Origin of the sequence: Geodermatophilus nigrescens (assembly GCF_900129495.1) — a bacterium.
In the GTDB taxonomy this organism is placed as follows: domain Bacteria; phylum Actinomycetota; class Actinomycetes; order Mycobacteriales; family Geodermatophilaceae; genus Geodermatophilus; species Geodermatophilus nigrescens.
The window spans coordinates 765,193-790,227 of sequence record NZ_FQVX01000003.1 but is presented as its reverse complement, the minus strand read 5'-3'; the positions used below and the strand labels follow the sequence as shown (position 1 = coordinate 790,227).

General features: G+C 77.4%; 26 protein-coding genes. 10 read left to right on the top strand and 16 right to left on the bottom strand.

What is annotated here, in order from left to right:
* Positions 1-36: 36 nt before the first annotated feature.
* From BUE37_RS17455 to BUE37_RS17430, 6 genes are all read right to left on the bottom strand, one after another.
* Complete coding sequence (locus tag BUE37_RS17455) at positions 37-387, bottom strand: MGMT family protein (protein ID WP_073421599.1); 351 nt, start codon at positions 385-387, stop codon at positions 37-39.
* A complete protein-coding gene (locus BUE37_RS24235) occupies positions 384-1,310 on the bottom strand; it encodes a hypothetical protein (protein WP_073421598.1) in 927 nt (308 codons plus the stop codon). The genes BUE37_RS17455 and BUE37_RS24235 overlap by 4 nt, the downstream gene beginning before the upstream one ends.
* An 87-nt stretch (positions 1,311-1,397) precedes the next feature.
* Positions 1,398-1,982 (bottom strand): TIGR03086 family metal-binding protein, encoded by a 585-nt coding sequence (locus BUE37_RS17445; protein WP_073421597.1) that lies wholly within the window; start codon positions 1,980-1,982, stop codon positions 1,398-1,400.
* A 99-nt stretch (positions 1,983-2,081) separates the two neighbouring features.
* Complete coding sequence (gene moeZ, locus BUE37_RS17440; RefSeq protein WP_073421596.1) at positions 2,082-3,242, bottom strand: adenylyltransferase/sulfurtransferase MoeZ; 1,161 nt, start codon at positions 3,240-3,242, stop codon at positions 2,082-2,084.
* 91 nt (positions 3,243-3,333) lie between these two features.
* Positions 3,334-4,293 (bottom strand): DUF3152 domain-containing protein, encoded by a 960-nt coding sequence (locus tag BUE37_RS17435; protein WP_083628819.1) that lies wholly within the window; start codon positions 4,291-4,293, stop codon positions 3,334-3,336.
* A 129-nt stretch (positions 4,294-4,422) separates the two neighbouring features.
* Positions 4,423-5,469, bottom strand: coding sequence for an alpha/beta fold hydrolase (locus BUE37_RS17430; protein WP_245794698.1), 1,047 nt, complete (start codon positions 5,467-5,469; stop codon positions 4,423-4,425).
* Positions 5,470-5,537: 68 nt separating this feature from the next.
* Here BUE37_RS17430 and BUE37_RS17425 point away from each other — a divergent pair, with 68 nt between their 5' ends.
* Both BUE37_RS17425 and BUE37_RS17420 read left to right on the top strand, forming a co-directional pair.
* Positions 5,538-6,179 carry a TetR/AcrR family transcriptional regulator gene (locus tag BUE37_RS17425; protein WP_073421594.1) on the top strand — a complete coding sequence of 214 codons (642 nt, stop codon included), beginning with the start codon at positions 5,538-5,540 and terminating at the stop codon, positions 6,177-6,179.
* Between the two features lie 96 nt (positions 6,180-6,275).
* Complete coding sequence (locus BUE37_RS17420) at positions 6,276-6,515, top strand: DUF3107 domain-containing protein (protein ID WP_073421593.1); 240 nt, start codon at positions 6,276-6,278, stop codon at positions 6,513-6,515.
* A gap of 209 nt (positions 6,516-6,724) precedes the next feature.
* Here the strand turns inward: BUE37_RS17420 and BUE37_RS17415 are convergent, their stop codons facing one another.
* A complete protein-coding gene (locus tag BUE37_RS17415) occupies positions 6,725-7,375 on the bottom strand; it encodes a ferritin-like fold-containing protein (protein ID WP_073421592.1) in 651 nt (216 codons plus the stop codon).
* A 484-nt stretch (positions 7,376-7,859) separates the two neighbouring features.
* On the opposite strand from BUE37_RS17415, the gene BUE37_RS17410 reads away from it, so the two are divergent.
* Genes BUE37_RS17410 through BUE37_RS17395 form a run of 4 tightly spaced genes read left to right on the top strand, consistent with a single transcriptional unit; the run spans position 7,860 to position 12,487 of the window.
* Positions 7,860-9,458, top strand: coding sequence for a DEAD/DEAH box helicase (locus BUE37_RS17410; protein ID WP_245794749.1), 1,599 nt, complete (start codon positions 7,860-7,862; stop codon positions 9,456-9,458).
* A gap of 18 nt (positions 9,459-9,476) precedes the next feature.
* Positions 9,477-10,679, top strand: coding sequence for an outer membrane protein assembly factor BamB family protein (locus BUE37_RS17405; RefSeq protein WP_073421590.1), 1,203 nt, complete (start codon positions 9,477-9,479; stop codon positions 10,677-10,679).
* A gap of 45 nt (positions 10,680-10,724) precedes the next feature.
* On the top strand, positions 10,725-11,627 hold the full coding sequence (locus BUE37_RS17400) for an alpha/beta fold hydrolase (RefSeq protein ID WP_083628815.1): 903 nt from the start codon (positions 10,725-10,727) through the stop codon (positions 11,625-11,627).
* Positions 11,624-12,487 carry an oxygenase MpaB family protein gene (locus BUE37_RS17395; protein WP_245794696.1) on the top strand — a complete coding sequence of 288 codons (864 nt, stop codon included), beginning with the start codon at positions 11,624-11,626 and terminating at the stop codon, positions 12,485-12,487. The genes BUE37_RS17400 and BUE37_RS17395 overlap by 4 nt, the downstream gene beginning before the upstream one ends.
* Positions 12,488-12,509: 22 nt before the next feature.
* Here the strand turns inward: BUE37_RS17395 and BUE37_RS17390 are convergent, their stop codons facing one another.
* The 5 genes from BUE37_RS17390 to BUE37_RS17375 form a co-directional block, all read right to left on the bottom strand.
* Positions 12,510-13,355 carry a RecB family exonuclease gene (locus BUE37_RS17390; RefSeq protein ID WP_245794694.1) on the bottom strand — a complete coding sequence of 282 codons (846 nt, stop codon included), beginning with the start codon at positions 13,353-13,355 and terminating at the stop codon, positions 12,510-12,512.
* A gap of 29 nt (positions 13,356-13,384) precedes the next feature.
* Positions 13,385-14,242, bottom strand: coding sequence for a PHP domain-containing protein (locus BUE37_RS17385; protein ID WP_073421589.1), 858 nt, complete (start codon positions 14,240-14,242; stop codon positions 13,385-13,387).
* 43 nt (positions 14,243-14,285) lie between these two features.
* A complete protein-coding gene (locus BUE37_RS17380) occupies positions 14,286-14,927 on the bottom strand; it encodes a PH domain-containing protein (RefSeq protein WP_073421588.1) in 642 nt (213 codons plus the stop codon).
* A 7-nt stretch (positions 14,928-14,934) separates the two neighbouring features.
* Positions 14,935-15,099: a hypothetical protein gene (locus BUE37_RS23975; protein WP_175562889.1), complete on the bottom strand. Its 165-nt coding sequence runs from the start codon at positions 15,097-15,099 to the stop codon at positions 14,935-14,937.
* Between the two features lie 112 nt (positions 15,100-15,211).
* Complete coding sequence (locus tag BUE37_RS17375; protein WP_073421587.1) at positions 15,212-15,835, bottom strand: DUF6758 family protein; 624 nt, start codon at positions 15,833-15,835, stop codon at positions 15,212-15,214.
* Positions 15,836-15,915: 80 nt separating this feature from the next.
* Here BUE37_RS17375 and BUE37_RS17370 point away from each other — a divergent pair, with 80 nt between their 5' ends.
* Positions 15,916-16,341 carry an NUDIX domain-containing protein gene (locus tag BUE37_RS17370; protein WP_217651291.1) on the top strand — a complete coding sequence of 142 codons (426 nt, stop codon included), beginning with the start codon at positions 15,916-15,918 and terminating at the stop codon, positions 16,339-16,341.
* A gap of 89 nt (positions 16,342-16,430) precedes the next feature.
* Here BUE37_RS17370 and BUE37_RS17365 read toward each other — a convergent pair whose 3' ends face one another.
* The gene (locus BUE37_RS17365; protein WP_073421586.1) at positions 16,431-16,940 is read right to left on the bottom strand and encodes a MaoC family dehydratase; all 510 of its coding nucleotides are present in this window, start codon (positions 16,938-16,940) and stop codon (positions 16,431-16,433) included.
* Positions 16,941-17,080: 140 nt separating this feature from the next.
* On the opposite strand from BUE37_RS17365, the gene BUE37_RS17360 reads away from it, so the two are divergent.
* Together BUE37_RS17360 and BUE37_RS17355 are read left to right on the top strand one after the other, a co-directional pair.
* Complete coding sequence (locus BUE37_RS17360) at positions 17,081-17,569, top strand: hypothetical protein (RefSeq protein WP_073421585.1); 489 nt, start codon at positions 17,081-17,083, stop codon at positions 17,567-17,569.
* On the top strand, positions 17,566-18,492 hold the full coding sequence (locus BUE37_RS17355; protein ID WP_245794692.1) for an HTTM domain-containing protein: 927 nt from the start codon (positions 17,566-17,568) through the stop codon (positions 18,490-18,492). The genes BUE37_RS17360 and BUE37_RS17355 overlap by 4 nt, the downstream gene beginning before the upstream one ends.
* Before the next feature lie 6 nt (positions 18,493-18,498).
* Here BUE37_RS17355 and BUE37_RS17350 read toward each other — a convergent pair whose 3' ends face one another.
* The gene (locus tag BUE37_RS17350) at positions 18,499-18,792 is read right to left on the bottom strand and encodes a WXG100 family type VII secretion target (RefSeq protein WP_073421584.1); all 294 of its coding nucleotides are present in this window, start codon (positions 18,790-18,792) and stop codon (positions 18,499-18,501) included.
* 156 nt (positions 18,793-18,948) lie between these two features.
* On the opposite strand from BUE37_RS17350, the gene BUE37_RS17345 reads away from it, so the two are divergent.
* Positions 18,949-23,022 carry a type VII secretion EssC family protein gene (locus BUE37_RS17345; protein WP_073421583.1) on the top strand — a complete coding sequence of 1,358 codons (4,074 nt, stop codon included), beginning with the start codon at positions 18,949-18,951 and terminating at the stop codon, positions 23,020-23,022.
* Positions 23,023-23,030: 8 nt separating this feature from the next.
* Here BUE37_RS17345 and BUE37_RS17340 read toward each other — a convergent pair whose 3' ends face one another.
* Positions 23,031-23,543, bottom strand: coding sequence for a DUF6912 family protein (locus BUE37_RS17340; protein WP_073421582.1), 513 nt, complete (start codon positions 23,541-23,543; stop codon positions 23,031-23,033).
* A 69-nt stretch (positions 23,544-23,612) separates the two neighbouring features.
* Positions 23,613-24,995 carry a WS/DGAT/MGAT family O-acyltransferase gene (locus tag BUE37_RS17335; RefSeq protein WP_073421581.1) on the bottom strand — a complete coding sequence of 461 codons (1,383 nt, stop codon included), beginning with the start codon at positions 24,993-24,995 and terminating at the stop codon, positions 23,613-23,615.
* Between the last annotated feature and the right edge of the window lie 40 nt (positions 24,996-25,035).

The window sequence follows — 25,035 nt, the reverse complement described above, 5'->3', positions numbered from 1 at the left end:
CAGGACGGACCCGCCCGCGCCCCGGGACTCATCGCCTCAGGGCCAGCCGACGGCGGCGAGGTCCACCCGGCCCGCGCGCAGCGGCACGCCCTCGCCGGCCAGGAGCTCCAGCTGGCGCACGCGCACCGGCTCGGCGCAGCTGCCGTCGGCGCGCACGACCCGGTACCAGGGCACCGCGCCCCCGCCGCCGGACAGCGCGCGGGCGACGCGCCGCGGGCCGACGCCGACCAGCCGGCCGATCGCCCCGTAGGTGCTCACCCGGCCCGGTGGGATGGCCTCGACGGCGTCGAACACGGCCTCGTCGACGTCGGCCGGGTCGACATCGGCCGGGTCGGGGACCGCGCGGGCGCCCGGGGGCCGCGGCTCCCCGGGCGCCCGGCGGCTCACAGCTGGTAGTCGCTGTTCGCCGTCCACCACGTGTAGAGCGCGGCGAGGTCGGCCTGCGTGCTGCCGGGGGCGGTGACGACGCCCTCGACCAGTGCGTTGTCGTCGGTCCAGATGATCCCGACCTGGCCGCTGGCGGCGTCGATCGCGCAGGCGACCGATCCGGAGTTGGTGTCCGACGACCACGTGCCGGCGCCCTGCGTCGTCGCGCAGTCCTGCCCGTCCGGGATGGCCGGGGCACCCTCGGTGTCGGTGGCGAAGACCGAGTCCATCGTCGCCGCGTCGGGGTAGGCGAAGAACTCCGCCACCTGGGGCCCGGGCTGGGTGGTGGCCGCGCCGCAGGACGCGTGGGCGACGTCGCCGTCGCCGGCCAGCGGGGCCTCGGTGCAGTCGGTGAAGTCCGCCGGGACGATCGCCAGCAGGTCCGCCGACCCGGCCCCGCCGGCGGGCGGCGGCGCGCTGGTGGTCGCCGACGAGCTGCTGCTCGACGAGCTCGACGACGAGCTGCTGGAGCTGCTCGACGTCGTCGTCGTGGTGTCGTCGGCCGTCGGCGCGGGGTCGTCGTCGCGGAGGACGAAGAAGAGCGTGACGGCGGCCGCGATCACGAGGACGAGACCCGCGATGAGGCCGGCGACCAGCCCGCGCCGCTTCTTGCCTCCACCCGGGCCGCCGGGCCCGCCGGGCTGGCCGTACGGCTGCCCGTACTGACCGGGCTGCCCGAACTGACCGGGCTGCCCGTACTGACCGGGCTGCTGGGGCTGGCCGTACGGGTCGGGTGCGCCGTACTGACCGGGCGCCCCGTGCTGGCCCGGGGCGCCGTACTGACCGGGAGCGCCGTACTGCCCGGGCTGCTGCGGCTGGCCGTACGGGCCGGGCTGCGGCTGGCCGGAGCCGTCGGGGAACGGACCCGAGGGCGGCTGGCTCATGGGATGACCTCCTGCGTGCGTGAGCCCGCAGGATAGGGACGTGCGGGCGCCGCCGGGCCGTCCCGGACCGGCCGACACCCCAGCGGGTCAGACGCGGCGGCCGAGGCGGGCCAGCAGCCGCTCCTGCGGGGTCGCGCCGTCGGGCAGCTCCACCGGCGGGTCGAACAGCCCCGGCACCCCGTCCGCGGGCAGCCGGCCGGCCAGCCGCTCCGCGGCGCGGACCAGCGCCGGGTCGAGCGCCTCGTCGCCGCCGGTGGCGCGGGCGAGGTCCCAGGAGTGCACGGTCAGGTCGGTGGTCAGCTCCTCGACGTACTCCCACGCCGGCGTCGGGCCGCGGGACAGGTGCACGGTGCCCGCGGCGAGGTCGGCGGCGGCGACGGCGGCCAGCGCCTCGTCGGCGACCCCCTCCCACGACGTGAGCGGGTCGGCGCCGAGCAGCGCGCCGGTGCCCTCCGGCACGCGGGCGGCGACGTCGTCGAGCGGCTCGCCGGCCAGCAGGCCGGGGACCCAGTGGGCCTCGCCGACGAGGTGCGCGACGAGGTCGGCGACGGTCCAGCCGGGCAGGGCCTCGAGGTCCCACTGGCCCGGCTCGACGGCGTCGACGCGGTCGGTGAAGGCGGCCTGAGCGCGCTGGAAGAGCTCCAGCAGCTCGACGGGTTCGGGTGCGGACACGCGCCCCAGTCAACACAGACGCCGGGGGCCCGGCACCCGCAGACGCAGGTGCCGGGCCCCGGTGAGCCGCTGGGCGGACCCCCTGAAGGGGTCCTCCCGTCAGTACGTGGGCAGCGTCTTGTCGATCCGCGTGGCCCACGCCGTCACGCCGCCCTGCACGTGGACGGCGTCCTTGAAGCCGGCGTTCTTGACCGCGGCGAGCACCTCGGCCGAGCGGACGCCGGTCTTGCAGTGCAGCACGATCGGCCTGTCCTGCGGCAGCTGCGACAGCGCCCGGCCCGACAGCAGCTCGTCCTTCGGGATGAGCGTGGCGCCGGGGATGGACACGATCTCGTACTCGTTCGGCTCGCGGACGTCGATGAGCTCGAAGTCCTTGCCCGCGTCCATCATGTCCTTGAGCTCGTCGACGGTGATCGTCGAGCCGGCCGCGGCGGCCTGGGCCTCGTCGGACACGACGCCGCAGAAGGCCTCGTAGTCGATGAGCCCGGTGATCGGCTCGGCCTCCGGGTCCTTGCGCACCTTGATGGTGCGGAAGGTCATCTCCAGGGCGTCGTAGACCATCAGGCGACCGAGCAGCGTCTCGCCGATGCCGGTGATCAGCTTGACGGCCTCGGTGGCCTGGATGGCGCCGATGGTCGCGCACAGCACGCCCAGCACGCCGCCCTCGGCGCAGGAGGGGACCATCCCGGGCGGCGGGGGCACCGGGTAGAGGTCGCGGTAGTTGGGGCCGTGCTCGGCCCAGAAGACCGACACCTGGCCGTCGAAGCGGTAGATCGAGCCCCAGACGTAGGGCTTGCCGAGCAGCACGCACGCGTCGTTGACCAGGTAGCGCGTGGCGAAGTTGTCGGTGCCGTCGACGATGAGGTCGTACTGCTCGAAGATCCCCATCACGTTGTCGCTGTCCAGGCGCGTCTCGTGCAGCCGGACGTCGACGTAGGGGTTGATCTCCTTGATCGAGTCCCGGGCGCTCTCGGCCTTGGAGCGGCCGACGTCGGAGGCCCCGTGGATGATCTGCCGCTGCAGGTTGGACTCGTCGACGGTGTCGAACTCGACGATGCCGATCGTGCCCACACCGGCCGCGGCCAGGTACATCAGCACCGGCGAGCCGAGGCCCCCGGCGCCGACGGCGAGCACCTTGGCGTTCTTGAGCCGCTTCTGCCCGTCCATCCCGACGTCCGGGATGATCAGGTGGCGGCTGTAGCGGCGGACCTCGTCGATCGACAGGTCGGCGGCGGGCTCCACCAGGGGTGGCAGGGACACGCTTGACTCCTCGGGTCGCGACCAGCGGCCCCGCGGGGGGCCGGCGTTCGTGCGCACAACAGCGTGGCACGCGCCGCTGTTCCCGCCGGGGTCAGGGGAAGGGCCAGGCGTTCTTCGTGCAGCCCTCGAGGCCCAGCGTCTGCTGCTGCATGACCGGCGCGAGCTGCCCCTGCCCGGGGCAGGGCTGGTGGCCGTTGCCGAGCGCGTGCCCGACCTCGTGATTGACCACGTACTGGCGGTAGGTGGCGATGTCGCCCTGGTAGTCGGGGACGGCGGTCTCCCAGCGGGCCAGGTTGATGACCGCGCGCTCGCCGTAGCGGCAGGAGGTGTAGCCGCCGGTGCCCACGCCCGGGCAGTAGCGCTCCATGCTGCCGGGGCTGACCAGGCTCACGCGGAAGTCGTAGGAGCCGACGTCGGTGGTGTCGACCCGCTGGAAAGACATCCGCCCGCCGCTCCCCCACGACCGCGGATCGCCGAGGGTCGCCTCGACCGCGGCGGCGAAGGTCGGCCCGTCGACGCCGATGCCGCCCTCCACCTCGACGACGAAGCGCTGCAGCGGCCCGCTGCCGTACACGCCGGAGCTGCCGGGGACGACGGCGACCTCGCCGCTGCCCTGCTCCACGTAGGTGGCCGCCGCGGGCGGGGGGACGACGTCGGTCGGGCCGGCGTCGCCCTCGGCCGGCGCGGTCGGCGTGGCGGGAGCCGGGGCGGGCCCGGTGCTCGCCGGGGCCTCCGCCGGGGTCCCCTGGGAGGTCGCGGCGCCGGTGGAGGCGGCGGGCGTCGTGTCCGGGGCGCCGACGACGTCGACGAGGGTGAGCACGGTGGCGACGGCGAGCAGCGGGATCGCGTAGGCCCGCCAGCCGTACCGGCGGACGAAGCGGCGCAGCCGGCCCGGCCGCCGGCGCACGACCGGGGGGCGGGTGCGGTCCGCCCGCGGGTCGTCGCCCCGGGACCGGCCGGACGGCGGCAGGTCGCGGGGGCGCGGCGGGGGCGGCACCGGGGGGCGGGTGCGCAGCGGCTCGGGCTGGCGGCCGGACGGCGGACGTGCCACGGTGCCGCCTCCTCGCCGCTCGTCCTGCCGTCGCGCAGCGCACCCGGACGGCGACGCCGCGCTTCCCGGGGATCAGGCTCTCACGGCGGCGCGGGGATCGGACAGGACCGCGAGGGCGCGTCGGCCGGGTCAGCCGGCGCGGGCCTCCCCGGCGGCGTCCTCCATCAGCCCGAGCACCGCGCGTGCCGTCTCCTCGGGCGCCTCGAGCATCGCCACGTGCCCGACCGTCTCGAGCACCAGCAGCCGCGCGCCGGGCACCACGGCGGCCAGCCGCGGCGCCAGGCGCGGGTCGACGAGCCGGTCGCGGTCGCCCCACACCACGAGGGTCGGCATGCGCAGCGACGCGGCCATCCGCCAGGCGTTGGCCCGGCCGACCCGCAGGTAGGAGGTGATGAGGCCGCGCATGCTGCGGGTCAGCGACCGGTTGGCCCAGCCCTGCGCCGCCCGCTCCCGGGCCTCCTCGACGGCGGCCTCCAGGCGCTCCCGCGGCACCCGTGCGGGCTCGCCGAAGCACATCTGCGTCATCCCGCGCACCGACTGCTCGGGCGTCACGCCGGCCAGCCGCCGCTCGGCCAGCGTGGGCACGCCCGGCAGCAGGAGCAGCAGCAGCGCCCGGCTGAACGCGGCGGGCACCCGGTAGACCGGCATCGCCGGGGAGACCAGCGTCAGCGACGCGACCAGGTCCGGCCGGCGCGCGGCCGCCACCAGGCTGACCAGCCCGCCGAGGCTGTTGCCCAGCAGGTGCACCGGCCGGCCGGCGGCCTCCCCCGGCTGGGCGGCGACGTGCTCGAGGACGTCGACGACGGCCCGCACGTGCCCGCGCACCGAGTAGGAGCTCCGCGGCGGCGGCTGGGAGCGGCCGAAGCCGGGCAGGTCCACCGCCCAGCCCTCGCAGCGGAGCGCGAGCAGGCCCGCGAGGTCGGTCCAGTTGGTGGAGGCGCCGCCGAGGCCGTGCACGTAGAGCGCCCGCTCGCGCGGCCCCTCGGGCGGCCCGGCGTAGGGGGTGGCGCGGACGAACACCCGCCCGCCGGTCACCGCGACCTCCTCGCCCGGCCAGGCCGGTGGCGGCTCGGCCGGGAGCGCGAGGTCCGCGGCGGAGGAGCGGGCGGTCGACGACGGCGACACGGTGGGGGGCGCGGGAGTCCGGCGGGTGCGCGCGCGGGAGGCCTCGGGCACGCGGCGACGGTATGCCAGGCGGCCGGGACGCGTGCGCCGGGTGACCCGCCGGTAACATCCCCGGCGCCATGCAGCCCTCCCGACCGGTCCCCGTGCGCCGCACGTCACGCCTGCCCCGGGGCGCGCGCCGGCTGCAGCTGCTGCAGGCCGCGCAGGAGGTCTTCGTCGCGCAGGGCTTCCACGCCGCCGCGATGGACGACATCGCCGACCGCGCCGGCGTCAGCAAGCCCGTCCTCTACCAGCACTTCCCCGGCAAGCGGGAGCTGTACCTGGCGCTGCTCGAGCAGCAGGTCACCGAGCTCACCGACCGGGTGCGCGAGGCCATGGCCGGCACCGAGGACAACCGGCAGCGCGTGCACGGCGCCGTCGGCGCGTACTTCGACTTCATCGACGCCGAGGGCGGCGCCTTCAGGCTCGTGTTCGAGTCCGACCTGCGCAACGACGACGACGTGCGGGCGCTCGCCGACCGCGGCAACCGCGCCTGCGTCGAGGCGATCGCCGAGGTCATCGCCGGCGACACCGGCAGCTCGCCGGAGCAGGCCCACCTGCTCGCCTCCGGGCTCACCGGGCTGGCCGAGAGCAGCGCCCGCTGGTGGCTGGCGCAGAAGGGCACGGTCTCGCGCGACGACGCCGTGTCGCTGATGTCGGCGCTGGCGTGGCGGGGCATCTCCCGCTTCCCCCGGGTCGAGGGCGAGCCGGCCGCCGGCTGAGCGCCGTTCGCTCTCGGCGCAGGTCCGCGGCGGGGCCGGGTCGCCCGCGCTGGACTAGCGTGGTCGGCAGCCGTGCAACACGAGGAGGCATCCCGAGTGGAAGTCAAGATCGGTGTCCAGCACTCCCCCCGGGAGCTGGTCGTCGACAGCCCGAAGACCCCCGACGAGATCGCTGCCGACGTGGCCTCCGCCATGTCCGGCGGCACCAAGGACGGGCTGCTGACCCTGGAGGACGAGCGAGGGCGCCGCGTCCTCGTCCCGGTCGACCGGATCGCCTACGTCGAGATCGCCCAGGCCGACCAGCGCCGGGTCGGGTTCGTCGCCGGCGGCGCCTGAGCACCGACGACGTCGTCCGGGAGGGCGTCCCCGCATCCGCGGGGGCGCCCTCCCGCCGTCTCAGGGGAGGGGGCTCGCGCAGGAGGTGAGCCGCCCGGCGGGGCGCGTGCGAGGAGCGGGGGCCGGAGGCTCCCCGACGAGTGCGCGGGACGAGCTCCACGCAGGTCGCGACGGCACCTGGCCGCGGTGCAATCCGGAGGATCGCCGTGTCAGGGGTTGAGGCCGAGGGTGCGCATTCGCTCGGTGTGCGCGGCGGTGATCCGGTCGACCAGCCGCGCGATGCCGGTGAGGTCGCCGGTGCCGGCGACGATGAGCCCGACCAGGCCCTCCCGCTCGGCGATGACCGCCTGCGACTGGGAGATCGCCTCCCCCACCAGCCGCCGCCCCCACAGCGCCAGCCGGCCGGCGAGGGCCTGCTGCGCGGCGATGGCCGCGCGGACCTCGCGCACGGCGAAGTCGGCGTGGCCGGTGTCGGCGAGGACGTCGAGGATCAGCGAGCGGTCCGGCTCCGGCAGCGAGCCCGCGATCTCGCGGTAGAAGTCGGCGGCCAGCCCGTCGCCGACGTAGGCCTTCACCAGGCCCTCGAGCCACGTGCGCGGGCGGGTGCCCTCGTGGAAGCCGTCGAGCGCGGGCACGAACGGGGCCATCGCGGTGGCCGGGTCCGCACCGAGCTCGGTGAGCCGGGCGGCGAGCCGGTCGTGGTGGTCCATCTCGGCGGCCGCCATGCGCGCCAGCGCCGCGCGGCCGTCGAGCGTCGGGGCCATCCGCGCGTCCTCGGCCAGCCGGTCGAACGCCGTCAGCTCGGCGTAGGCGAGCACGCCGAGAAGGTCGACGACGGCTCGCGGGTCGGCCGCGGTCACGGGCCACCTCCGGGCGGGGTCGGGGGCCGGTGGGCACCGGCCGCAGGGCCCGCCGCGGGGCCGGTCGGGGTGCGGGTGGCCCCGCGCGGCAGCCGAGGCTAACCGCTGCCCGCGCTACCATGGGAACAGGCGGGCCGCCAGGTCCGCTGGTATCTGTGCGCTGACGAACGTCGGAAGACGCCCCGAGGAGCCCCCACCGGGCACCGGGTGCGTCCCGGTCCTCCCCGGTCCGCTGGCCGCGTCGGCGCTGGAACGCATCCCGCGACACCCGACCGCGGAGCGCCCGGGCGACGCCACCGTCGCCCCCGGCCGCTCCCCCAGCCGACCAGAGGCGAGAACCCTGACCTCCACCGAGAACACCCACACCGAGAACACCCCCACCACCCCCGAGATCGACCACGCCGAGAGCGGCGCGCCCGCCCCCGAGCAGGTCGAGCAGGCCGTCGAGGCGCTCGGCGGCGCCCCGGTCGCCGAGACCGCCCCGCTGTTCAGCGACTTCGACGTCCACCCCGACGTCGTCGCGGCGCTGGCCGAGGCCGGCATCACCCGCACCTTCGCCATCCAGGAGCTGACGCTCCCCCTCGCGCTGGCCGGCAACGACCTCATCGGCCAGGCGCGCACCGGCACCGGCAAGACCCTCGGCTTCGGCGTCCCGCTGCTGCAGCGCGTCGCCCCCGCGGCCGAGGGCGGCGACGGCGTACCGCAGGCGCTGGTCGTCGTCCCCACCCGCGAGCTGTGCGTGCAGGTCGCCCGCGACCTCAGTACCGCCGGCGCCAAGCGCGGCATCCGGGTGAAGGCCATCTACGGCGGCCGCGCCTTCGAGCCGCAGGTCGCGGCACTCCAGGCCGGCGTCGAGGTCGTCGTCGGCACCCCCGGCCGGCTGCTGGACCTCGCGCAGCAGGGCCACCTGATCCTGGGCAAGGTCCGCGTGCTCGTCCTCGACGAGGCCGACGAGATGCTCGACCTGGGCTTCCTGCCCGACATCGAGCGGATCCTCGCCATGGTCCCGGAGAAGCGGCAGACGATGCTGTTCTCCGCCACGATGCCCGGCCCGATCGTCACGCTGTCGCGGTCGTTCATGACCCAGCCGACCCACATCCGGGCGCACGGCAACGACGAGGGCTCGACCGTCCCGCAGACCACCCAGTTCGTCTACCGGGCGCACAACCTCGACAAGCCCGAGCTGCTGTCCCGCGTGCTGCAGGCCCGCGGCCGCGGCCTGGCGATGGTCTTCTGCCGCACCAAGCGCACCGCGCAGAAGGTCGCCGACGAGCTCGTCGACCGCGGGTTCGCCGCGGCCGCCGTGCACGGCGACCTCGGCCAGGGCGCCCGCGAGCAGGCGCTGCGCGCCTTCCGCAGCGGCAAGGTCGACGTCCTGGTCGCCACCGACGTCGCCGCCCGCGGCATCGACGTGACCGGCGTCAGCCACGTCGTCAACTACCAGTGCCCCGAGGACGAGAAGACCTACGTGCACCGGATCGGCCGCACCGGCCGCGCCGGCCGCGAGGGCGTCGCCGTCACCCTCGTCGACTGGGACGACATCCCGCGCTGGCAGCTCATCAACAAGGCGCTCGACCTGCCGTTCGCCGACCCGCCGGAGACCTACTCCACCTCGCCGTGGGTCTACACCGACCTCGACGTGCCCGAGGGCGCCAAGGGCCGGCTGCCGCGTGCGCAGCGCACCCGCGAGGGCCTCGACGCCGAGGTGCTCGAGGACCTCGGTGAGACCGGCAAGAAGACGAAGGGCGCCGGCCGCGGTCCCGCGCGCGAGGAGTCCCGGGAGGACGGCGAGCGGCCGGCCCGCTCGCGGTCGCGCTCGCGTCGCCGCACCCGCGGCGGCGAGTCCGCCGACGGCTCGGCTCCCGCGGAGGCCGGCACCGCGTCGGACGTCGCCCCGGCCGACGGCGCGCCGTCCGACGCCGCCGACGCCGGTGACGGCACGCCCGCCGGTGACGGCACCCCGCGCCGCCGCCGTCGCCGCCGCGGTGGCTCCCGTCGCCGCTCCGGGGGCGCCGAGGCCGGGGGCGAGTCCTCCGGCGACTCCGGCGACGGCCCGGGCGGCGACTCCGAGTCCGCCGCCTGACGGCGCCCGCGTCCGCAGGTGGCGCTGCGTCCCCCGCCGCTGCGGGTCTGGGTCTGGACGGCGGGCGCGCTCGTGCTGGCGCTGGTCGCCGTCCTGCTCTACCGCGGCTCCAGCGTCGCGGCCACCGACAGCACCACCGCGCCGGCGTCCCCGCTCCCCGGGGGGACGCCGGCCGGGCAGGTCGCGCAGGCCTGGTCGGCCGATGGCCGGGACCTGCCCGTGCAGCTGGTGCAGGAGGGCCGGGTCGTGGTGCCCGGCGAGCGCAGCCTCGTGGCCCACGACGCCGTCAGCGGTGAGGAGGCGTGGCACTACCGCCGCGACGACGCCGAGCTGTGCGGCGCCACCGCCGTCGACGGGCTCGTGGTGGCGGTGTTCCGCACCGCCGGCCGCTGCGACGAGGCACTCGCCCTCGACGCGGCCACCGGCGTCCGGCAGTGGACGCGCAACCTGAGCCTGCGCGGCGACGCGACGATCCAGGGCACCAGCCAGGCCGTGCTGGCCAGCAGCACCACCGGCGTCGTGGTGATCGACCCGACCGGTGACAACGTCCGCTGGCGCACCGCCGCGGACGAGGGCTGCCGGCTCACCGACACCGCCGTCGGCAGTTCCGGGGTGGCGCTCCTGCAGCGCTGCCCGGGCTCCGACGCCGTCCGGCTGCGGCTGTTCGACTCCTTCACCGGCCAGGCGCGGTGGAGCCGCGACGTCGCCGTGCCCGACGGCGGCGAGGTGACGCTGGTCGGCGCCGACCGGCTGGTCACCGTCGCCGCCGGCGGCACGCTGCTGGCCTCCCGGCCCGACGACGGCTCCGAGGCGGCGGCGCTGCCCCTCCCCGAGGGCGACGGCGACGGCGATGGCGACGGCGATGGCGACGGCGATGGCGACGGCGACGGCGACGGCGGCATCCTGCAGGGCGGCGCCGGCGACCTCGCGCTGCTGTGGGCCCGCGGCACGCTGTGGGCGGTCGACCCGGCCACCGGCGAGGTCCGCTGGGAGCGGCCCGCCCGGGGCCTGCCGGCCACCGCGGACGCGGCGAAGACCGCGGCCGGGGACGTCGCCGTCTGGGTGCCCGAGGAGGGCGGCTTCGTGCTCCGCGACCTCGCCACCGGCGAGGAGGCCGGACGCGCCGACGTCGACGGCGGCCTGGAGCCCGGCGGGCGCACCTCCGTGACCGGGCCGGCGCTGGTGTACCGGCTCGAGGACCGCGTGCTCGGCTACCGCTGAGGGGCCTCGGCGGCACACCGCGCCGGGTCGGGGTTCACTGGGTGCATGGTCCTGCCCGGGAGCCCCGAGCCGTCCGCCACCCTCGCCGTCCCCACCGACGACCTGCGTCAGCTCGCCGACCACGACGCCACCCCGCGCACCCTGCCCGGCCGGGCGGGCCCGCTGGCTGCGCTGGACACCGGCGGCGACGGGCCGAGCGGGACCGTGCTGATGGTCGCGGGCTACACCGGCAGCAAGGAGGACTTCGCGCCGCTGCTCGCGCCGCTGGCCGCCGACGGCTACCGCGTCGTCGCGATCGACCAGCGCGGACAGTTCGAGTCCCCCGGCCCCGACGACCCGGCCGCCTACACCGTCGCCGAACTCGCCGACGACCTCGTCGCGGTCGCCCACCTGCTCGCCGGTGAGACCGGCGTCCCGCACCTCGTGGGGCACAGCTTCGGCGGCCTGGTCGCTCGCGCCGCCGTGCTCGCCGACCCCGCCGTGTTCCGCTCGCTCACCCTGCTCGGCTCCGGCCCCGCCCGGCTCACCGGCCCGCGGGTGGCGCTGCTGGAGCACCTCGGGCCGCTGCTCGACTCCGGCGGCGTGCCGCTGGTGCAGGCCACCCTCGAGCAGCTGGCGATGACCGACGAGCGCGCCCAGGCCGTGCCGGAGCCCACCCGCGCCTTCTACGCCCGCCGGTTCCTCGGCAACACCGCCGCCGGGCTGCGCGGCATGGCCGACGCGATGACCACCGAGCCCGACCGGGTGGCCGAGCTGGCCGCCACCGGCGTCCCGGTGCTCGTGGCCCACGGCGAGGCCGACGACGCGTGGTCCCCGGCCGAGCAGGCCGACATGGCCCGGCGGCTCGGCGCCCGCCACGAGGTGGTCCCGCACGCGATCCACTCCCCCGCGGTCGAGAACCCACCGCGCACGCTGCAGGCGCTCGAGGACTTCTGGACGTCGCTGTGAGCGGCGTGCGGCCGTCGGCGCGGGACTGGACGCCGGAGGAGGACCTGCTCGGCTTCTTCGGCCCGGACAGCGTCACCTGGCGGGTGCACGCCGACCCCGTCTACAGCGTCGGCGGGCTGCGCGCGCTGCTGCTGCAGGCGCTGCACCCGGTCGCCATGGACGGCGTCGCCCGCAACTCCGTCTTCCGCGAGTCGCCGTGGCAGCGGCTCACCCGCACCGCCGAGTACGTGGACACGCTGACCTTCGGCACCCGGCGGGAGGCGATCCGGGCGGTGCGCCGGGTGCGCGGCCTGCACCGCCGGCTCGGCGGCACGGAGGAGACGACCGGGCGCACCTACCGGGTCGACGACGCCGACCTGCTGCTGTGGGTGCACGCCTGCGAGGTCGACTCGCTGCTCGACGTCGCCCGCCGCGCCGGCGTCGTCACGCCCGCGGAGGCCGACCGCTACGTGGCCGAGCAGGTCACCGCGGCGGCGCTCATCGGCGTCGACCCGGACGACGTCCCCGCCTCCGTCGCCGAGCTCGAGGCCTACTTCGCGCGGGTGCGCCCGCAGCTCGCGCTGACGCCCGCCGCCCGCGAGGCGTGGCGGTTCCTCGTCGTCCCCCCGATGCCGCGCTGGGTGCAGCTCCTGACGCCGGCCCGCCCGGCCTGGGGGTCGCTGGCCTCGCTGGCGGTCGCCACCCTGCCGCCGTGGGCCCGCCGGCTGGCCTCGATGCCGGGCCTGGCGCTCACCGACACCGCGGCGACGGCGGCGCTGAAGGCGTTCCGTACCGGCCTGCTGGCGGTGCCGGAGCGGGCGCGGCGCTCGCCGATCGTGCGCGCCGGCTTCGACCGCACCGCGGCGGCCGAGGCGGTCTGACCGACCGGGTCGGACGACCGGGTTAGACGACCGCGTCGTCGTCGGCGGGCAGGCTGCTCCACGTCTCCCGCACCGGGGTCGCGGCCTGGCCGGTCGGGCAGCTGGGCCGGAAGTCGCACCAGCCGCACTGCCGGCCCGGCGCCGTCGGGAACGCCTCGTCGGGCGACGCGCCGTCCTCCACCCGCTGGGTGGCGACGGCGATGTCGGCGGCGATGTCCTCGGCGCGGCGGACGTGGTTGGCCAGCGAGCGCTCGGTGTGCTCGAACGCCGCCACCGTGCCGCTGGGCAGGTGGTGCAGCTCCACCCGGCGGCAGGGCCGGCGCAGCGTCCGCTGCACGCCGAGCACGTACAGCGCCAGCGCCGGTGAGCCGCGCGCCTCGTCCTCGGTGCTGGGCACCCGGCCGGTCTTGTAGTCGACGACGACCAGCTCGTCGCCGCGCTGGTCGATGCGGTCGACCCGGCCCGACACCGCCAGCGCCGCCGTCGTCGCCGCGACCTGGCGCTCGGTGCCCACCGGCTCGTCGTCGGGGTGGAGGGTGGGCACGTAGTCGGTGAGCCAGCCGGCCGCGCGGGCCCGCCACGACGCCGACTGCTCGGCGTCGCGGAAGCCGGTGTCGGACCAGACGCCGTAGAGCAGCTGGCGGGCCGCGGCGGCGGTGCGGCGGTCGCGCGGGAGCTCCCACCACGAGCGCAGCGCCGCGTGCACCGCGGAGCCGACCGTGTTGTGCGCCCACGGCGGGCCCTTGGGCGGGGTGGGCCGGTCGACGTAGGCGAACCGGTAGCGGCGCGGGCAGTCGGCGAACGCGGCGAGCTTGCTCGGGGTGGCCGGGAACAGCCGCCGCGGCATGCCGGGCATCTCCAACTGCACGCCCCCACGCTAGCCGGGCGCGCCGACGATCAGCCGGAGAACACGGTGCTGCCGGAGCCTGCGGCCAGCAGCGCCTCGTACTGCCCCGGCTCGGTGCGGCAGGCGGCGATCGGCGTCGTCTTGTTCGTGCCGTGGTAGTCGCTGGACCCGGTGGTCAGCAGGCCCAGGTCGCGGGCCAGGCCGCGCAGGTGGTCGCGCTCGGCGGGGCTGTGGTCGGGGTGGTCGACCTCCAGCCCGAGCAGCCCGGCGCCGGCCATCGCGGCGATCGCGGCGTCGTCGACCACCCGCCCGCGCTTGGTGGCCAGGCCGTGGGCGAAGACCGGCACCCCGCCGGCGGCGCGGACCAGCGCGATGCCCTCGAGGACGTCGGTGTCGGCCTTGGCGACGTAGTACGGGCTGCGGTGGCTCAGCAGGGTGGCGAACGCCTCGTCGACCGATCCGACGACGCCCGCCTCGACCAGCGCGCGGGCCACGTGCGGCCGGCCGACCACCCCGCCGCCGGAGGCCTGCACGATCCGGTCCCACACCACCGGGTACCCGGCGGCGGCCAGCGCGGTGACGATCCGCTCGCCGCGGCCGAGCCGCTCGGCGCGCAGCCGGCCGAGCTCGGCCGACAGCTCGGGGTGGTCGGGGTCGAACAGGTAGGCCAGCAGGTGGACGCTGACCGGCGGCTGGTCGGCGGGGAACCAGCGGCAGGACAGCTCCATGCCGGGGACGACGGTGAGCCCGGCCGGGCGGGCCGCGGCGGCGACGGCCCAGCCGGCGGTGGTGTCGTGGTCGGTGAGGGCGACGACGTCGAGGCCGGCGGCGCGGGCGGTGGCCAGCAGCTCGGCGGGGGTCTCGGTGCCGTCGGAGACCGACGAGTGGGTGTGCAGGTCGATCAGCATCGGCGTCCAGCCTCCCCCAGCGCGGCGGCCCGCGCCGGGAGCCTCACGCGCCGGGCGGGTCCTGGCGGGCGCCGGGGATGGGCTGGGTGTCGTGCCGCACGCGTGGTCGCTGCCGCCGCGGCACGGCCGGCTCGGGGTTGCCCTCGTCGTCGCCGCTGGACGCGCCGCCGTGGTCGCTGCCGAACAGCAGCCCGCTGACCTCGTGGTACAGGAGGTCGGCCCGCGGCAGGTAGGTGATCTGCGAGAGCGCCTGCTGCTGGCCGGCGGACTCGAAGCGGAAGGTGCCGTAGCCGAGCACCTGGCCCAGCAGCGTCTCCTTCCACGTGAGGTCGGTGATCCGGCGCAGCGGCAGCAGGGTGACGGTGCGCGCGACGATCCCCGAGGTCAGCAGCACGCGGCGGCGGGTCACGATGAAGTGCCGCATCCACCACTCGCCGGCGCGCAGCGCGAACCAGCCCAGCGCGCCGACGGCGACCAGCAGGCCGACGCTGGCGGAGAACCGGTTGTCGGGGTCGAGGGTGAGCACCCAGACGCCGATCGCGAACACCGGCAGCGCGCGGGCCGCCGGCGACAGCAGCACCGCCCAGTGCCGGCGGGTGGCGACGACCGCCTGCTCGCCGGGCAGCAGGTACTTGGCGGCGTCCTTGGCCCACCGTGGCGGGCGGCCGTCGGCGGGGCCGGACACGGCCCGGCTAGCCGAGCGAGGTGACGAAGTCGGCGATCGAGGACGCCGCGTCGCCGAGCGCCTCCCCGGCGCTCTTGACCATCTCGGCCGAGGACTCCGGCTGCTGGATCACGTAGAAGACGACGAAGGCGATGGCCAGCCAGACGAGCACCTTCTTCAGGTTCACCGCCACCTCCGGAGTGCGCGCGGACCGGCGGGCACGGTGCCCGCGCGGGTCGGCCCGGAGGCCTGCCCCATGGGTAACACGTGTCCCAGCCGGGGCGGCGGCGGACACGCCGGTGCGGTCACTCCCCGGGCAGGAAGTGCTCGCTCGGCGGGCCCAGCGGCAGGTCGGGGTAGAGCCGGTCGCGCAGGTCGAGCAGGCGCAGCGGCTCGGCGACCAGCCAGCCCGCCGCCATCGGCCACATCACCAGCCACAGCCACACGCCGTAGGCCTCGCCGACGAACGCCGCCCGGTCGTCGGAGGTGGGGACCGCCCACAGCGGCGCGTGCTGCCCGGCCGCCTCGACGGAGGCCACCGACGGGCCGGTGATGACGTCGCCGGGGTCGAGGCCGGGCAGGCCCGCGTAGCCGCAGCCGACGCCGGTGCCCGGCTCCTCGGCGACCAGCACCATCTCCGCGGGACCGCCGAGCGGCGCCGGGCCGGCACAGCCGACGACGATCGCCCGCGCGCCGGGTTCCCCGCCCCACGCCAGGCCGGTGACCGACCAGCCGGCGGGCACGGGGTCGGGCACCCAGGCGGGGACGCGGGCGTCGGCGGTGACGGCGGCGATCGCGTCGTGGGCGATGACGGCGGTGTGGTGCAGCGGGGTGACGGCGCCGTGCAGGTGGCACCAGGCCTGCGCCGAGTCCCCCGGCCGGACGACGAGCGGCTCGCCGCAGCGGGGGCAGACCGGGGAGGCGCTCATCGGAGACACCGTCCTGTCACGCGCGGTTCCCGTCAAGCGGGGGCGGACGGTCCCGGTCCGTGTCGCCGTACCCTGCGCGGGTGCCGCCCGACTCCCCCGCCGCCGGCCCGCCGGTGCAGGCCTGCGTGGGCGCGGTGGTGCTCGACGACGCCGGGCGGCTGCTGCTGGTGCGCCGCCGCAACGAGCCGGGCCGGGGCCTGTGGTCGGTGCCCGGCGGGCGGGTGGAGCCGGGTGAGTCGCTGGGCGCCGCGGTGGCCCGGGAGGTCCGCGAGGAGACCGGCCTGGCGGTGACCGTGGGCGCCGAGGTCGGGCGGGTGACGATCCCCGGCGACGGCGTCGTCTACGAGGTCGCGGACTTCGCCTGCACGCTCACCGGCCCGGCCGACCCGGTGCCGGGCGACGACGCGGACGCCGTCGTGTTCGCCGACGCGGCCGACCTCGACCGGCTGGCCTGCACGCCGCGCCTGCTGGAGACGCTGCGCGGCTGGGGCGCGCTGCCCGGCTGAGCGGGCGGCGCGCCCCGGCGCGTCGGCTGCGGGGGACTCGACCGGGCCTGGACCGCGGGGGTCACCTGCGAGGTCTCAGCTGCGGGACCTCAGCTGCGGGGCTTCGGCTCCGGGCGCCCGGGCTGCTCGCCGCCGCGGGCCTCGCCGTAGGAGCGCTTGGGCACCATGACCTTGCGGCGGAAGACGCACACGACCGTGCCGTCCTGCTTGTAGCCGATCGTCTCGACGTACACGACGCCGCGGTCGTCCTTCGACCTCGACTCGGTCTTGTCGAGCACCGTCGTCTCGCCGTAGATGGTGTCGCCGTGGAAGGTCGGCGCCACGTGCCGCAGCGACTCGATCTCCAGGTTGGCGATGGCCTTGCCCGAGACGTCGGGGACGCTCATGCCGAGCAGCAGCGAGTAGACGTAGTTGCCGACCACCACGTTCTTGCCGAAGTCGGTGGTCTCCGCCGCGTAGTGGGTGTCCAGGTGCAGCGGGTGGTGGTTCATCGTGATGAGGCAGAACAGGTGGTCGTCGTACTCGGTGACGGTCTTCCCGGGCCAGTGCTTGTAGACCGCGCCGACCTCGAACTCCTCGTAGTACCGACCGAACTGCACGTGTGCTCTCCCGACGTCGTCGTGCGGTGAGAGGGCGCGGCGCACGCGCGCGGACGGGCCCCGTGGGACGGGTGGGGCCAGTTGCCCACCACGCGGCGCCGGTGACCCATCTGGACGGCCGCCGATCCTACGATGCCCGGGTGGTCCGCCCGCTCCGCACCGGCGACCCCGCGGAGGGCGACGTCATCAGGCTGTCCCCCGCCGGTCGCCGCGCCCGCCTGGCCGCCTCGCTCGTGGTCCTCGCGCTGCTCCTGGCCGGCACGGTCTGGGGCACCGACGCCCACTTCCCGTTCGGCCCGTTCAAGATGTACTCGACCCGCGCGTCCAACGACGCCCCGGTGGTCTCCACGCGTGTCGTCGGCCTGACCGGTGACGGGCGCGAGGTGCGGCTGTCCGGCGGCGAGGTGGGCCTCCGCCGCGCCGAGTTCGAGGGCCAGCTGCCGCGCCTGGTCAACGACCCGGCGCTGCTGGTCCTGCTCGCCGACACCTACGCCGAGCACCACCCCGGCGGTCCGGAGCTGGTCGAGGTGCAGGTGGTCCAGCGCCACTTCGAGCTCGTCGACGGCGAGGTCACCGGCGCGTGGACCGACGAGGTGCTCGTCGAGCAGGAGCTGGAGGTCGGCCCGTGAGCGCCACCCTGCCCGCCGCCGAGGCGCCCGCGGGTCCGCGCCGGCGCACCCCGCTGCGCGGCTTCTGGACGCGGCCGGTGCCGCTGGCCCGGATCGCGGTGTTCCGCACCATCGCCTACCTGTTCGTGCCGGTCGACGTCTTCCTCACCACCGCCTGGGTGAGTGCGCACGCCGACGTCCCGACCGCCTACTACCAGCCGCTGGTCATCGGCCGGCTGCTGGACCTGCCCACCCCGACCTCGACCGTCGTGCACGTCGTGCAGTGGGCCCTGGTGGCCTGCGCGCTGGCGGCGGCGACCGGTCGCGCACCCCGCCTGCTCGGTACCGCGGTGTTCGTCCTCTACCTCGAGTGGATGGTCATCGCGATGAGCTACGGCAAGGTCGACCACGACCGCATCGCCTACCTCGTCGCGCTCGCGGTGCTGCCCACGATCGGCGTGGCCCGCTGGCGGGACCGCCGCTCGTCGGAGGCCGCCGGCTGGGCGATGGCCGCGGTGATGGTGACCGTCATGCTCACCTACTTCCTGGCCGCCTGGGCGAAGATGCGCTTCGGCGGCTGGGACTGGGCGACCGGCTCGACGATCACCCGCGCGGTCATCCGCCGCGGCACCGTCCTGTCGGAGTGGACGCTCGACGTCCCCGGCCTGCTCACCGCCGTCCAGTGGGCGATGCTCGTGCTGGAGTTCGCCGCGCCGCTGATGCTGCTCGTGCGGTCCGACCGGGCGCGCACCGCGCTGGTGCTCTTCCTGCTCGGCTTCCACCTCATGGTCTTCGGCGGCCTGCGGATCATCTTCCTGCCGCACTGCGTCGCGATCCTGTCGATCCTGCCGTGGGAGCGGTTCCCCGACGCCGTCGCCGCCGTGCGCGGGCGGCTGGGGCGGGGACGGGCACCGGCCGCCCCCGCCGCCGCGCCACCGGGCTGAGCCGGCTCAGACCAGCGCTCCGATCCGGGCCGCGACGTCGGCCTCGTGCTGCTGGTAGGACGCCGCCACCGCGGTGAGCAGCCCGCCCATGCCGGTGAGCGCGTCGCTGACCGACTGCGCCGAGGCCCGCCACTGCTCGTAGAGCGCGCTGAACTGCACGGCCGCCTGGCTGTCGGTCCACCCGTCGAGCACCGAGCCGGTGACGCTGCTCGACAGGGTGGCGTGCCGGGCGGCGGTGTCGGCCGCCTCCGCCTGACACTGCCCGGCCAGCGACTGCAGCGTGGCGATGTCGACCCTCATGACCCCTCCGATCCGTCCCGGGCACCTCCCGGGACCTGGGGGCGGACGCTAGGGCCGGACCGCGACGGCGCCCGCTCCCCCGTCCACAGCCCGCCTCCTGTCCACAGTCCGCGCCGGCGGCCCCCGCCAGGGCGCGTGGGACCGCACGGTCGCCGGGTGCCCGCCTCCCCGCCGGACGTCCCCCCGCGCTGCTGGACCGTGGTCGGCCCCGAGGGCGCCGTCGACGTCGAGGTCTCCGCCGCCGACGACGATCCGCTCGGCGCCGTGCTGCCCGTGCTCACCGCGGCGCTCGGTGTCCCGGCGGCCGGCGTGTGGTCCGGGTCGACCCGGCTCGACGACGACCTGCCGCTGACCTCGCCGCTGCTCGCCCACGGCGCCGTCCTGGGCCTCGGCCGGCCGGCGCCCCGCGACGAGCGGCCGCCGAGCCCGCTGGAGCTGCACGTCGTGGGCGGCCCGGCGGCCGGGACGACCGTCGGCCTGGCCTCCGGGCGGCACGTGCTCGGCCGCGGCGCCGGCGCCACGCTGCCGCTCCCCGACCCCGGGGTGTCCCGGCGGCACGTGCGGCTCGACGTCGGCGCCGGCGGCACCACCGTCACCGACCTCGGCTCGACCAACGGCACCCGGCTCGACGACCGCGACCTCACCGGCCCGGCGGCCTGGCCCGACGGTGCGCCGCTGCGGGTGGGCGCCAGCACGCTGGCGGTCACCGGCCCGCGGGACGCCCCGGCGGCCACGCGTCCGTCCCCCGGCGGGCGGGTGCTGCTGCAGCTGGGCGTGGCGCCGTCCGCCGGGCGTCCCGAGACCGAGGTGGTGGTGCCCGGCCCGCCGGAGGACCCGCCCCGCCGGAGGCTGGCCTGGGTGGCGGTGCTGCTGCCCGCCGTCGCCGGCGCGTGCCTGGCCTGGGCGCTGGCGACCCCGACGTTCCTCGTCTTCGCACTGCTCTCGCCGCTGGTCGCGGTGGGCACCTGGGCCTCCGACCGGTGGACCGGCCGGCGGTCGGGGCGCCGGGCGGCCGCCGCACACGCCGAGGAGGTTGCGGCGACGCGGGCCCGCGTGGCCGAGGCCGTCCGCGCCGACGTCCGGGCCGCCGCCCGGGCGCTGCCCGACCTCGCCGCCCTGGCCGGCGCGGCCCGCCGTCGCACCGCGCTGCTGTGGTCGCGCGGCGCCGACGACCTGGTCGTCCGGCTGGGCCTGGGCCCCGGACCGACCCGGGTGGTCCGGGTCGAGGAGGGACGGCGGCACCCGGAGACCGCCGGTGACCTGCCCGTCGGCCTGGACCTGCTGCGCGCCGGCGGCCTGGGGGTCACCGGCCCGAGGGCGGCCGCCCTCGGCGTCGCGGCGGGCGTGCTCGCGCAGGTGGCGGCGCTGCACCCGCCCGGCGAGGTCGACGTCGCGCTGCTCGCGGCGCCCGACCGTGCCCGCGACTGGGCGTGGGCGCGGTGGCTGCCGCACCTGGCGCCCGGCGCGGTGCACGCGCGGGCGGGCACGGCGGCCGGGTGGGTGGCAGCGCTGGTGGTCCGGCCGGGCGGGCGGCTGCTGCTCGTCGTCGACCGCCCGGTGGACGACGAGGAGCGCGACGCCCTCCGCCGCTGCCGCGCGGCCGGGGCGCTGCTCCTGTCGGTCGCCGGGCGCATCGGCGAGCTGCCCGTGTCCGGCGGGGCCGTCGTGCAGGTCGGGGGCGAGACTGGCGACACCGGTCTCCTCGACCGCGGGGACGGGTCCGCCCGGGCCCAGTTCACCGCCGACCGCCTGCCCCGGCCGGTCGCCGCCCGGCTCGCCCGCGACCTGGCCGCGCTCGACGCCGGCCGCGCGGCCCCTCCCCTGCCGCGCACGGTCCGGCTCCTCGACCTCGTCGGGCCGGACGACGGCGGCCCGGTGGCGGTCGCCTGGACGCGCGCGCGGGACTCGCTGCGCGTCCCGCTGGGGCGCACGGCCGACGGGACCGCCGTGGTCGACCTCTGCCGGGACGGGCCGCACGCGCTAGTCGCGGGCACGACCGGGTCGGGGAAGTCCGAGCTGCTGCAGACGCTGGTCGCCGGGCTCGCCCTCGCCTCCCCGCCCGACCGGTGCTCCTTCCTGCTCGTCGACTACAAGGGCGGTGCCGCCTTCGCCGAGGCCGCGGCCCTGCCGCACACCGTGGGCCTGGTGACCGACCTCGATGCCGCAGCCACCGCCCGGGCGCTGCGCTCGCTCACCGCGGAGCTCACCCGGCGGGAGGCGCTGCTCGCGGCGGCCGGGGTCGCCGACCTGGCCACCCTGCCCGACGACGTGGCGCTGGCCCGCCTGGTCATCGTCGTCGACGAGTTCGCGGGCCTGGCCGAGGAGCTGCCGGAGTTCGTCAGCGGGCTGGTCGGGATCGCGCAGCGCGGCCGGTCGCTGGGCGTGCACCTCGTGCTGGCCACCCAGCGACCCGGCGGCGTGGTGTCCCCCGAGATCCGGGCCAACTGCTCGCTGCGGCTGTGCCTGCGCACCACCGACGAGGCCGACTCCCGTGACGTCCTGGGCGGCCCCGAGGCGGCGCGCGTCCCGGCCGACCGGCCCGGCGGCGGGCTCCTGCGCGTCGGGTCGGCGCGTCCGGTCGCCTTCCAGGCCGCCCGGGTGGCGAGCACCCCTCCGCCGCGGGCCACCGGTCCCACCGTGCGCCGCCGGCCCTGGCCGCCCGGGCCCGCCTCCGACGGCGGGCCGGGGACGCCGCGGGGCGCGACGGACCTGGCCCGCATCGCGGAGGCCGTGACGCGGGCGGCCGGGTCGGCCGGCGGGGCACCGCCGCACCGCCCCTGGCAGCCGGCCCTGCCCGACCGGCTGCCCGCCGCGGACCTCCCGGCCCCGGCCGGCCCGGGCACCCGCCTGCCGGTGGGCCTCGTCGACCGCCCCGACCGGCAGGCCCGCGAGGTGCTCGCCCTGGACCTGACCGGCGGCGGGGGCTGGCTGGCCGTCGGCGGGCCCCGCAGCGGCCGCACCACCCTGCTGCGGACGGTGCTCGCCGAGGCGGTCACCCGGCTCACACCGGACCGGCTGCACGTGCACGTCCTCGACCACGGCGGCGGCGCGCTGGCCGCCGAGGCGGCCCGGCTGCCGCACACCGGCACCGTCGTCGGCGCGGGCGACGCCCTGCGCACCGTCCGGCTGCTGGCCCGGCTCGCGGAGTCGGTCGCGGCCCGCCGCGCGTCCCCGGAGCACGGCGGGCCCCCCGTGCTGCTGCTCGTCGACGGCGTCGAGTCGCTGATGGCGCAGCTCGACGAGGCCCTGCCGGGACAGGGGTCGGCCGAGCTGCTGCGGCTGCTGCGCGACGGCGCCGCGGCGGGCCTGACCGGCGTCCTCACCGCCGACCGGGCGGTCCCCGGCGGGCGGCTGGCCGCGGTCGCCGGCACCCGGCTGGTGCTCCCGCTGCCCGACCGCGCCGATTACGCCGTCGCCGGCGTGCCGGTGCGCGCCGTCCCCGCCTCCCGGCCGCCGGGTCGGGCGCTGCTCGGCGAGGACGCGCTCGAGTGCCAGCTGGCCCTCCCGCGACCGCTGCCCGCGCCGTTTCCCGGGCCGTACCGCGGGGCGGCCGCGACCACGGCCCTGCGCATCCCCGAGCTGCCGCCGGCGCCGGTGCTGCCGCCCGGCGGCGCCGGCGACGACCCGCTCGCCGCGGTGCCGCTCGGACCGGGTGGCGACGAGGGGACCGTGCTGCACGCCGACCTGCGCCGCGGCGGCGGGCTGCTCGTCGTCGGGCCGCCGCGCAGCGGCCGCACCGGCGCACTCACGGCGGTCGCCGGCACGCTCGCGGGCTCCGGCGTCCCGGTGGCGCAGCTCGTCCGCGGCCGGCAGCCCGTCGTCGCACCGGGCGCGGTGGCCCTCGCCGTCGACGACGTCGCCGGCTGGCACGCCTGGCTGCACGCCCTCGACGGCGGTCCCGGGGTCCTCGTGGTCGACGACGCCGGCCCGCTCGCCGACGCACCGGTGCTCCTCGCCGCCACCGGCGCCGGGCTCCCCGGGCGGGACGTCGTCACCCTCGCCGCCGGCACCGCCGGTGAGCTGTCCGGCGCCTTCCGCGGCCCGGTCGCCGACCTGCGCCGCAGCCGCAGCGGGCTGCTGCTGTGCCCGGGTCCCGGCGACGCCGACCTGCTCGGCATCCGGCTGCCGCGCACGCCGGTGCCGGTGCGCCCGGGATCGGGCTGGCTGGTCGCCGCCGGCGTCGCGCAGCGGGTCCAGGTCGCCCGGCACGCCCCCGGCGGCGGGCCGTGACCGGTGGGTCAGAGCAGGTCGAGCGCCGGCCCGATCTCCTGCGTCGCGTACCAGGCCAGCTCGTGCCCCTCGGCCTGGTCGACGACGAACTGCGCCTCGTCGCTGCCGAGGTCGGCCTCCAGGACCACACCGACCGCGGCCCGGACGTCGTCCTCCGCGTCGGCCCCGTCGACGTGCGCGCTGGCCACGTCCGCGAGCGCGACGTCCCCGGTCACCCGCACCGCGCCGGGGTCGGTGTCGGCGTCGTCGACCTCGGTGACCGCCGTGTCGGGGACGTCGGCGGCCAGCACCACCCGGCGCCGGGCGGCTCCCGGGTCGACGTCGATCAGCCGCAGGCTCGCCCGGGCGGCCGCCAGCAGCGCCGCGTACTCGAGCTCCTCGACGTCGGCCGCGGCGTCGCTGAGCGCGTAGTACCCGCGCAGCCGGGCGGTGACGGCGAAGGCCGTGTGCGGTCCGGCGAGGCGGCCCTCGTCCACCAGGCGCCGCAGCACCGTGGTCGTGGCCGGCAGGTAGATCCGCACCCGGCCGCTCCTCTCCTGTCAGGGACCGCGACGGTATCCCGCGCCCGTGCGCCGGCCGCGTGCAGCAGGTCAGCGCACGGACTCGGCGAGGGCCGCGACCTCCTGCTCGACGAGGTCGGCCAGCACGTCGACGTCGCCGACGCCGTCGCGGTCGGCGTTGAGGCCCACGTACACGGAGCCGTCGTAGCTGGTCATCCCGACCGACAGCGCCTGGCCGCCGACCAGCGGCACGACGGGGAAGACCTCCAGCATCCGGCTGCCCGCGGCGTAGAGGGGCTGCTGCGGGCCGGGGACGTTGGTGACGACGAGGTTGAACATCCGCCGCGACAGGCCCCGCGCCGCCCGGGCGCCCAGCGCGTGCAGCGTCGGCGGCGCGAAGCCGGTCAGGGCGATGAGCGCGTCGGCGCGCACCGAGCGGCCCGAGTCGGTGACGCCGCGCATGGCGTAGCTCAGGCGGGCCAGCCGCACCCACGGGTTGGGCTCCCCGACGGGCAGGTCGACCAGGTAGGCCGCGACGCTGCCCCCGGGCGCCCGCTGTTCCTCGCCCTGCACCGACACCGGCACCAGCGCGCGCACCGCCGTCGAGCCGAGGACGGGCTCCCCGCGCGAGAGCAGCCAGTCGCGCAGCGCGCCGGTCAGCACGGTGAGCAGGACGTCGTTGACCGTGCCGCCGTGCGCCTTCCGGATGGCCTTGAGGTCCTCGAGGTCGGCGCGCGCCACCGCGACCCGGCGCTGGGTGCCCAGTGTCCGGCCGAGCGGGCCGTGCGGGGCAGCGAGGATCGCCGAGCGCGCGGCGCGGGCGAGCCCCTCGGCCACCCCGGCCACGCGGGCGGCGGTCGAGCGCAGGTCCCCGACGGCCGCGCGCGCGTTCTCCAGCACCGCCGTCGGCCGCTGCACGGACTCCACGAGCGCGTCGCGGACCAGACCGACCCGGCCCGGCAGCCGGCGCGGCACCCAGGAGTCCGCGGCAGGCACGGACGCCTCGGGGGTGGTGTCGAGCAGGACCTGCGCGATGTCCACCGCACCCAGCCCGTCGACCAGCGCCGGGTGGGTCTTGGTGACCACCGCGACCCGGCCCTCCTCGAGCCCCTCGACGAGGTAGACCTCCCACAGCGGCCGGTCGCGGTCCAGCGGCCGCGAGGTCACCCGGGAGACGAGGTCCAGCAGCTGCGCCCGGGTGCCGGGACGGGGCACCGCCGAGCGCCGCACGTGGTAGGCCACGTCGAAGTCCGGGTCGTCGGCCCAGACCGGGTTGGCCAGGCGCCCGGGCACCGGCACGATCCGCTGCCGGTAGCGCGGCACCAGCGGCAGCCGCGCCTCCAGCAGCTCCGCGAGCGCGTCGAGGCCGCCCTGGACCGGCTCGAGCACCAGCACGCCCGCGACGTGCATCGGCGCCCCGGCGTCCTCCAGGTACAGGAAGGACGCGTCCAGGGTCGTCAGCCGCTCGGCCATCGTCCTCCTCCGGATCGGTGCCCCACGCTACGGGGCCGGG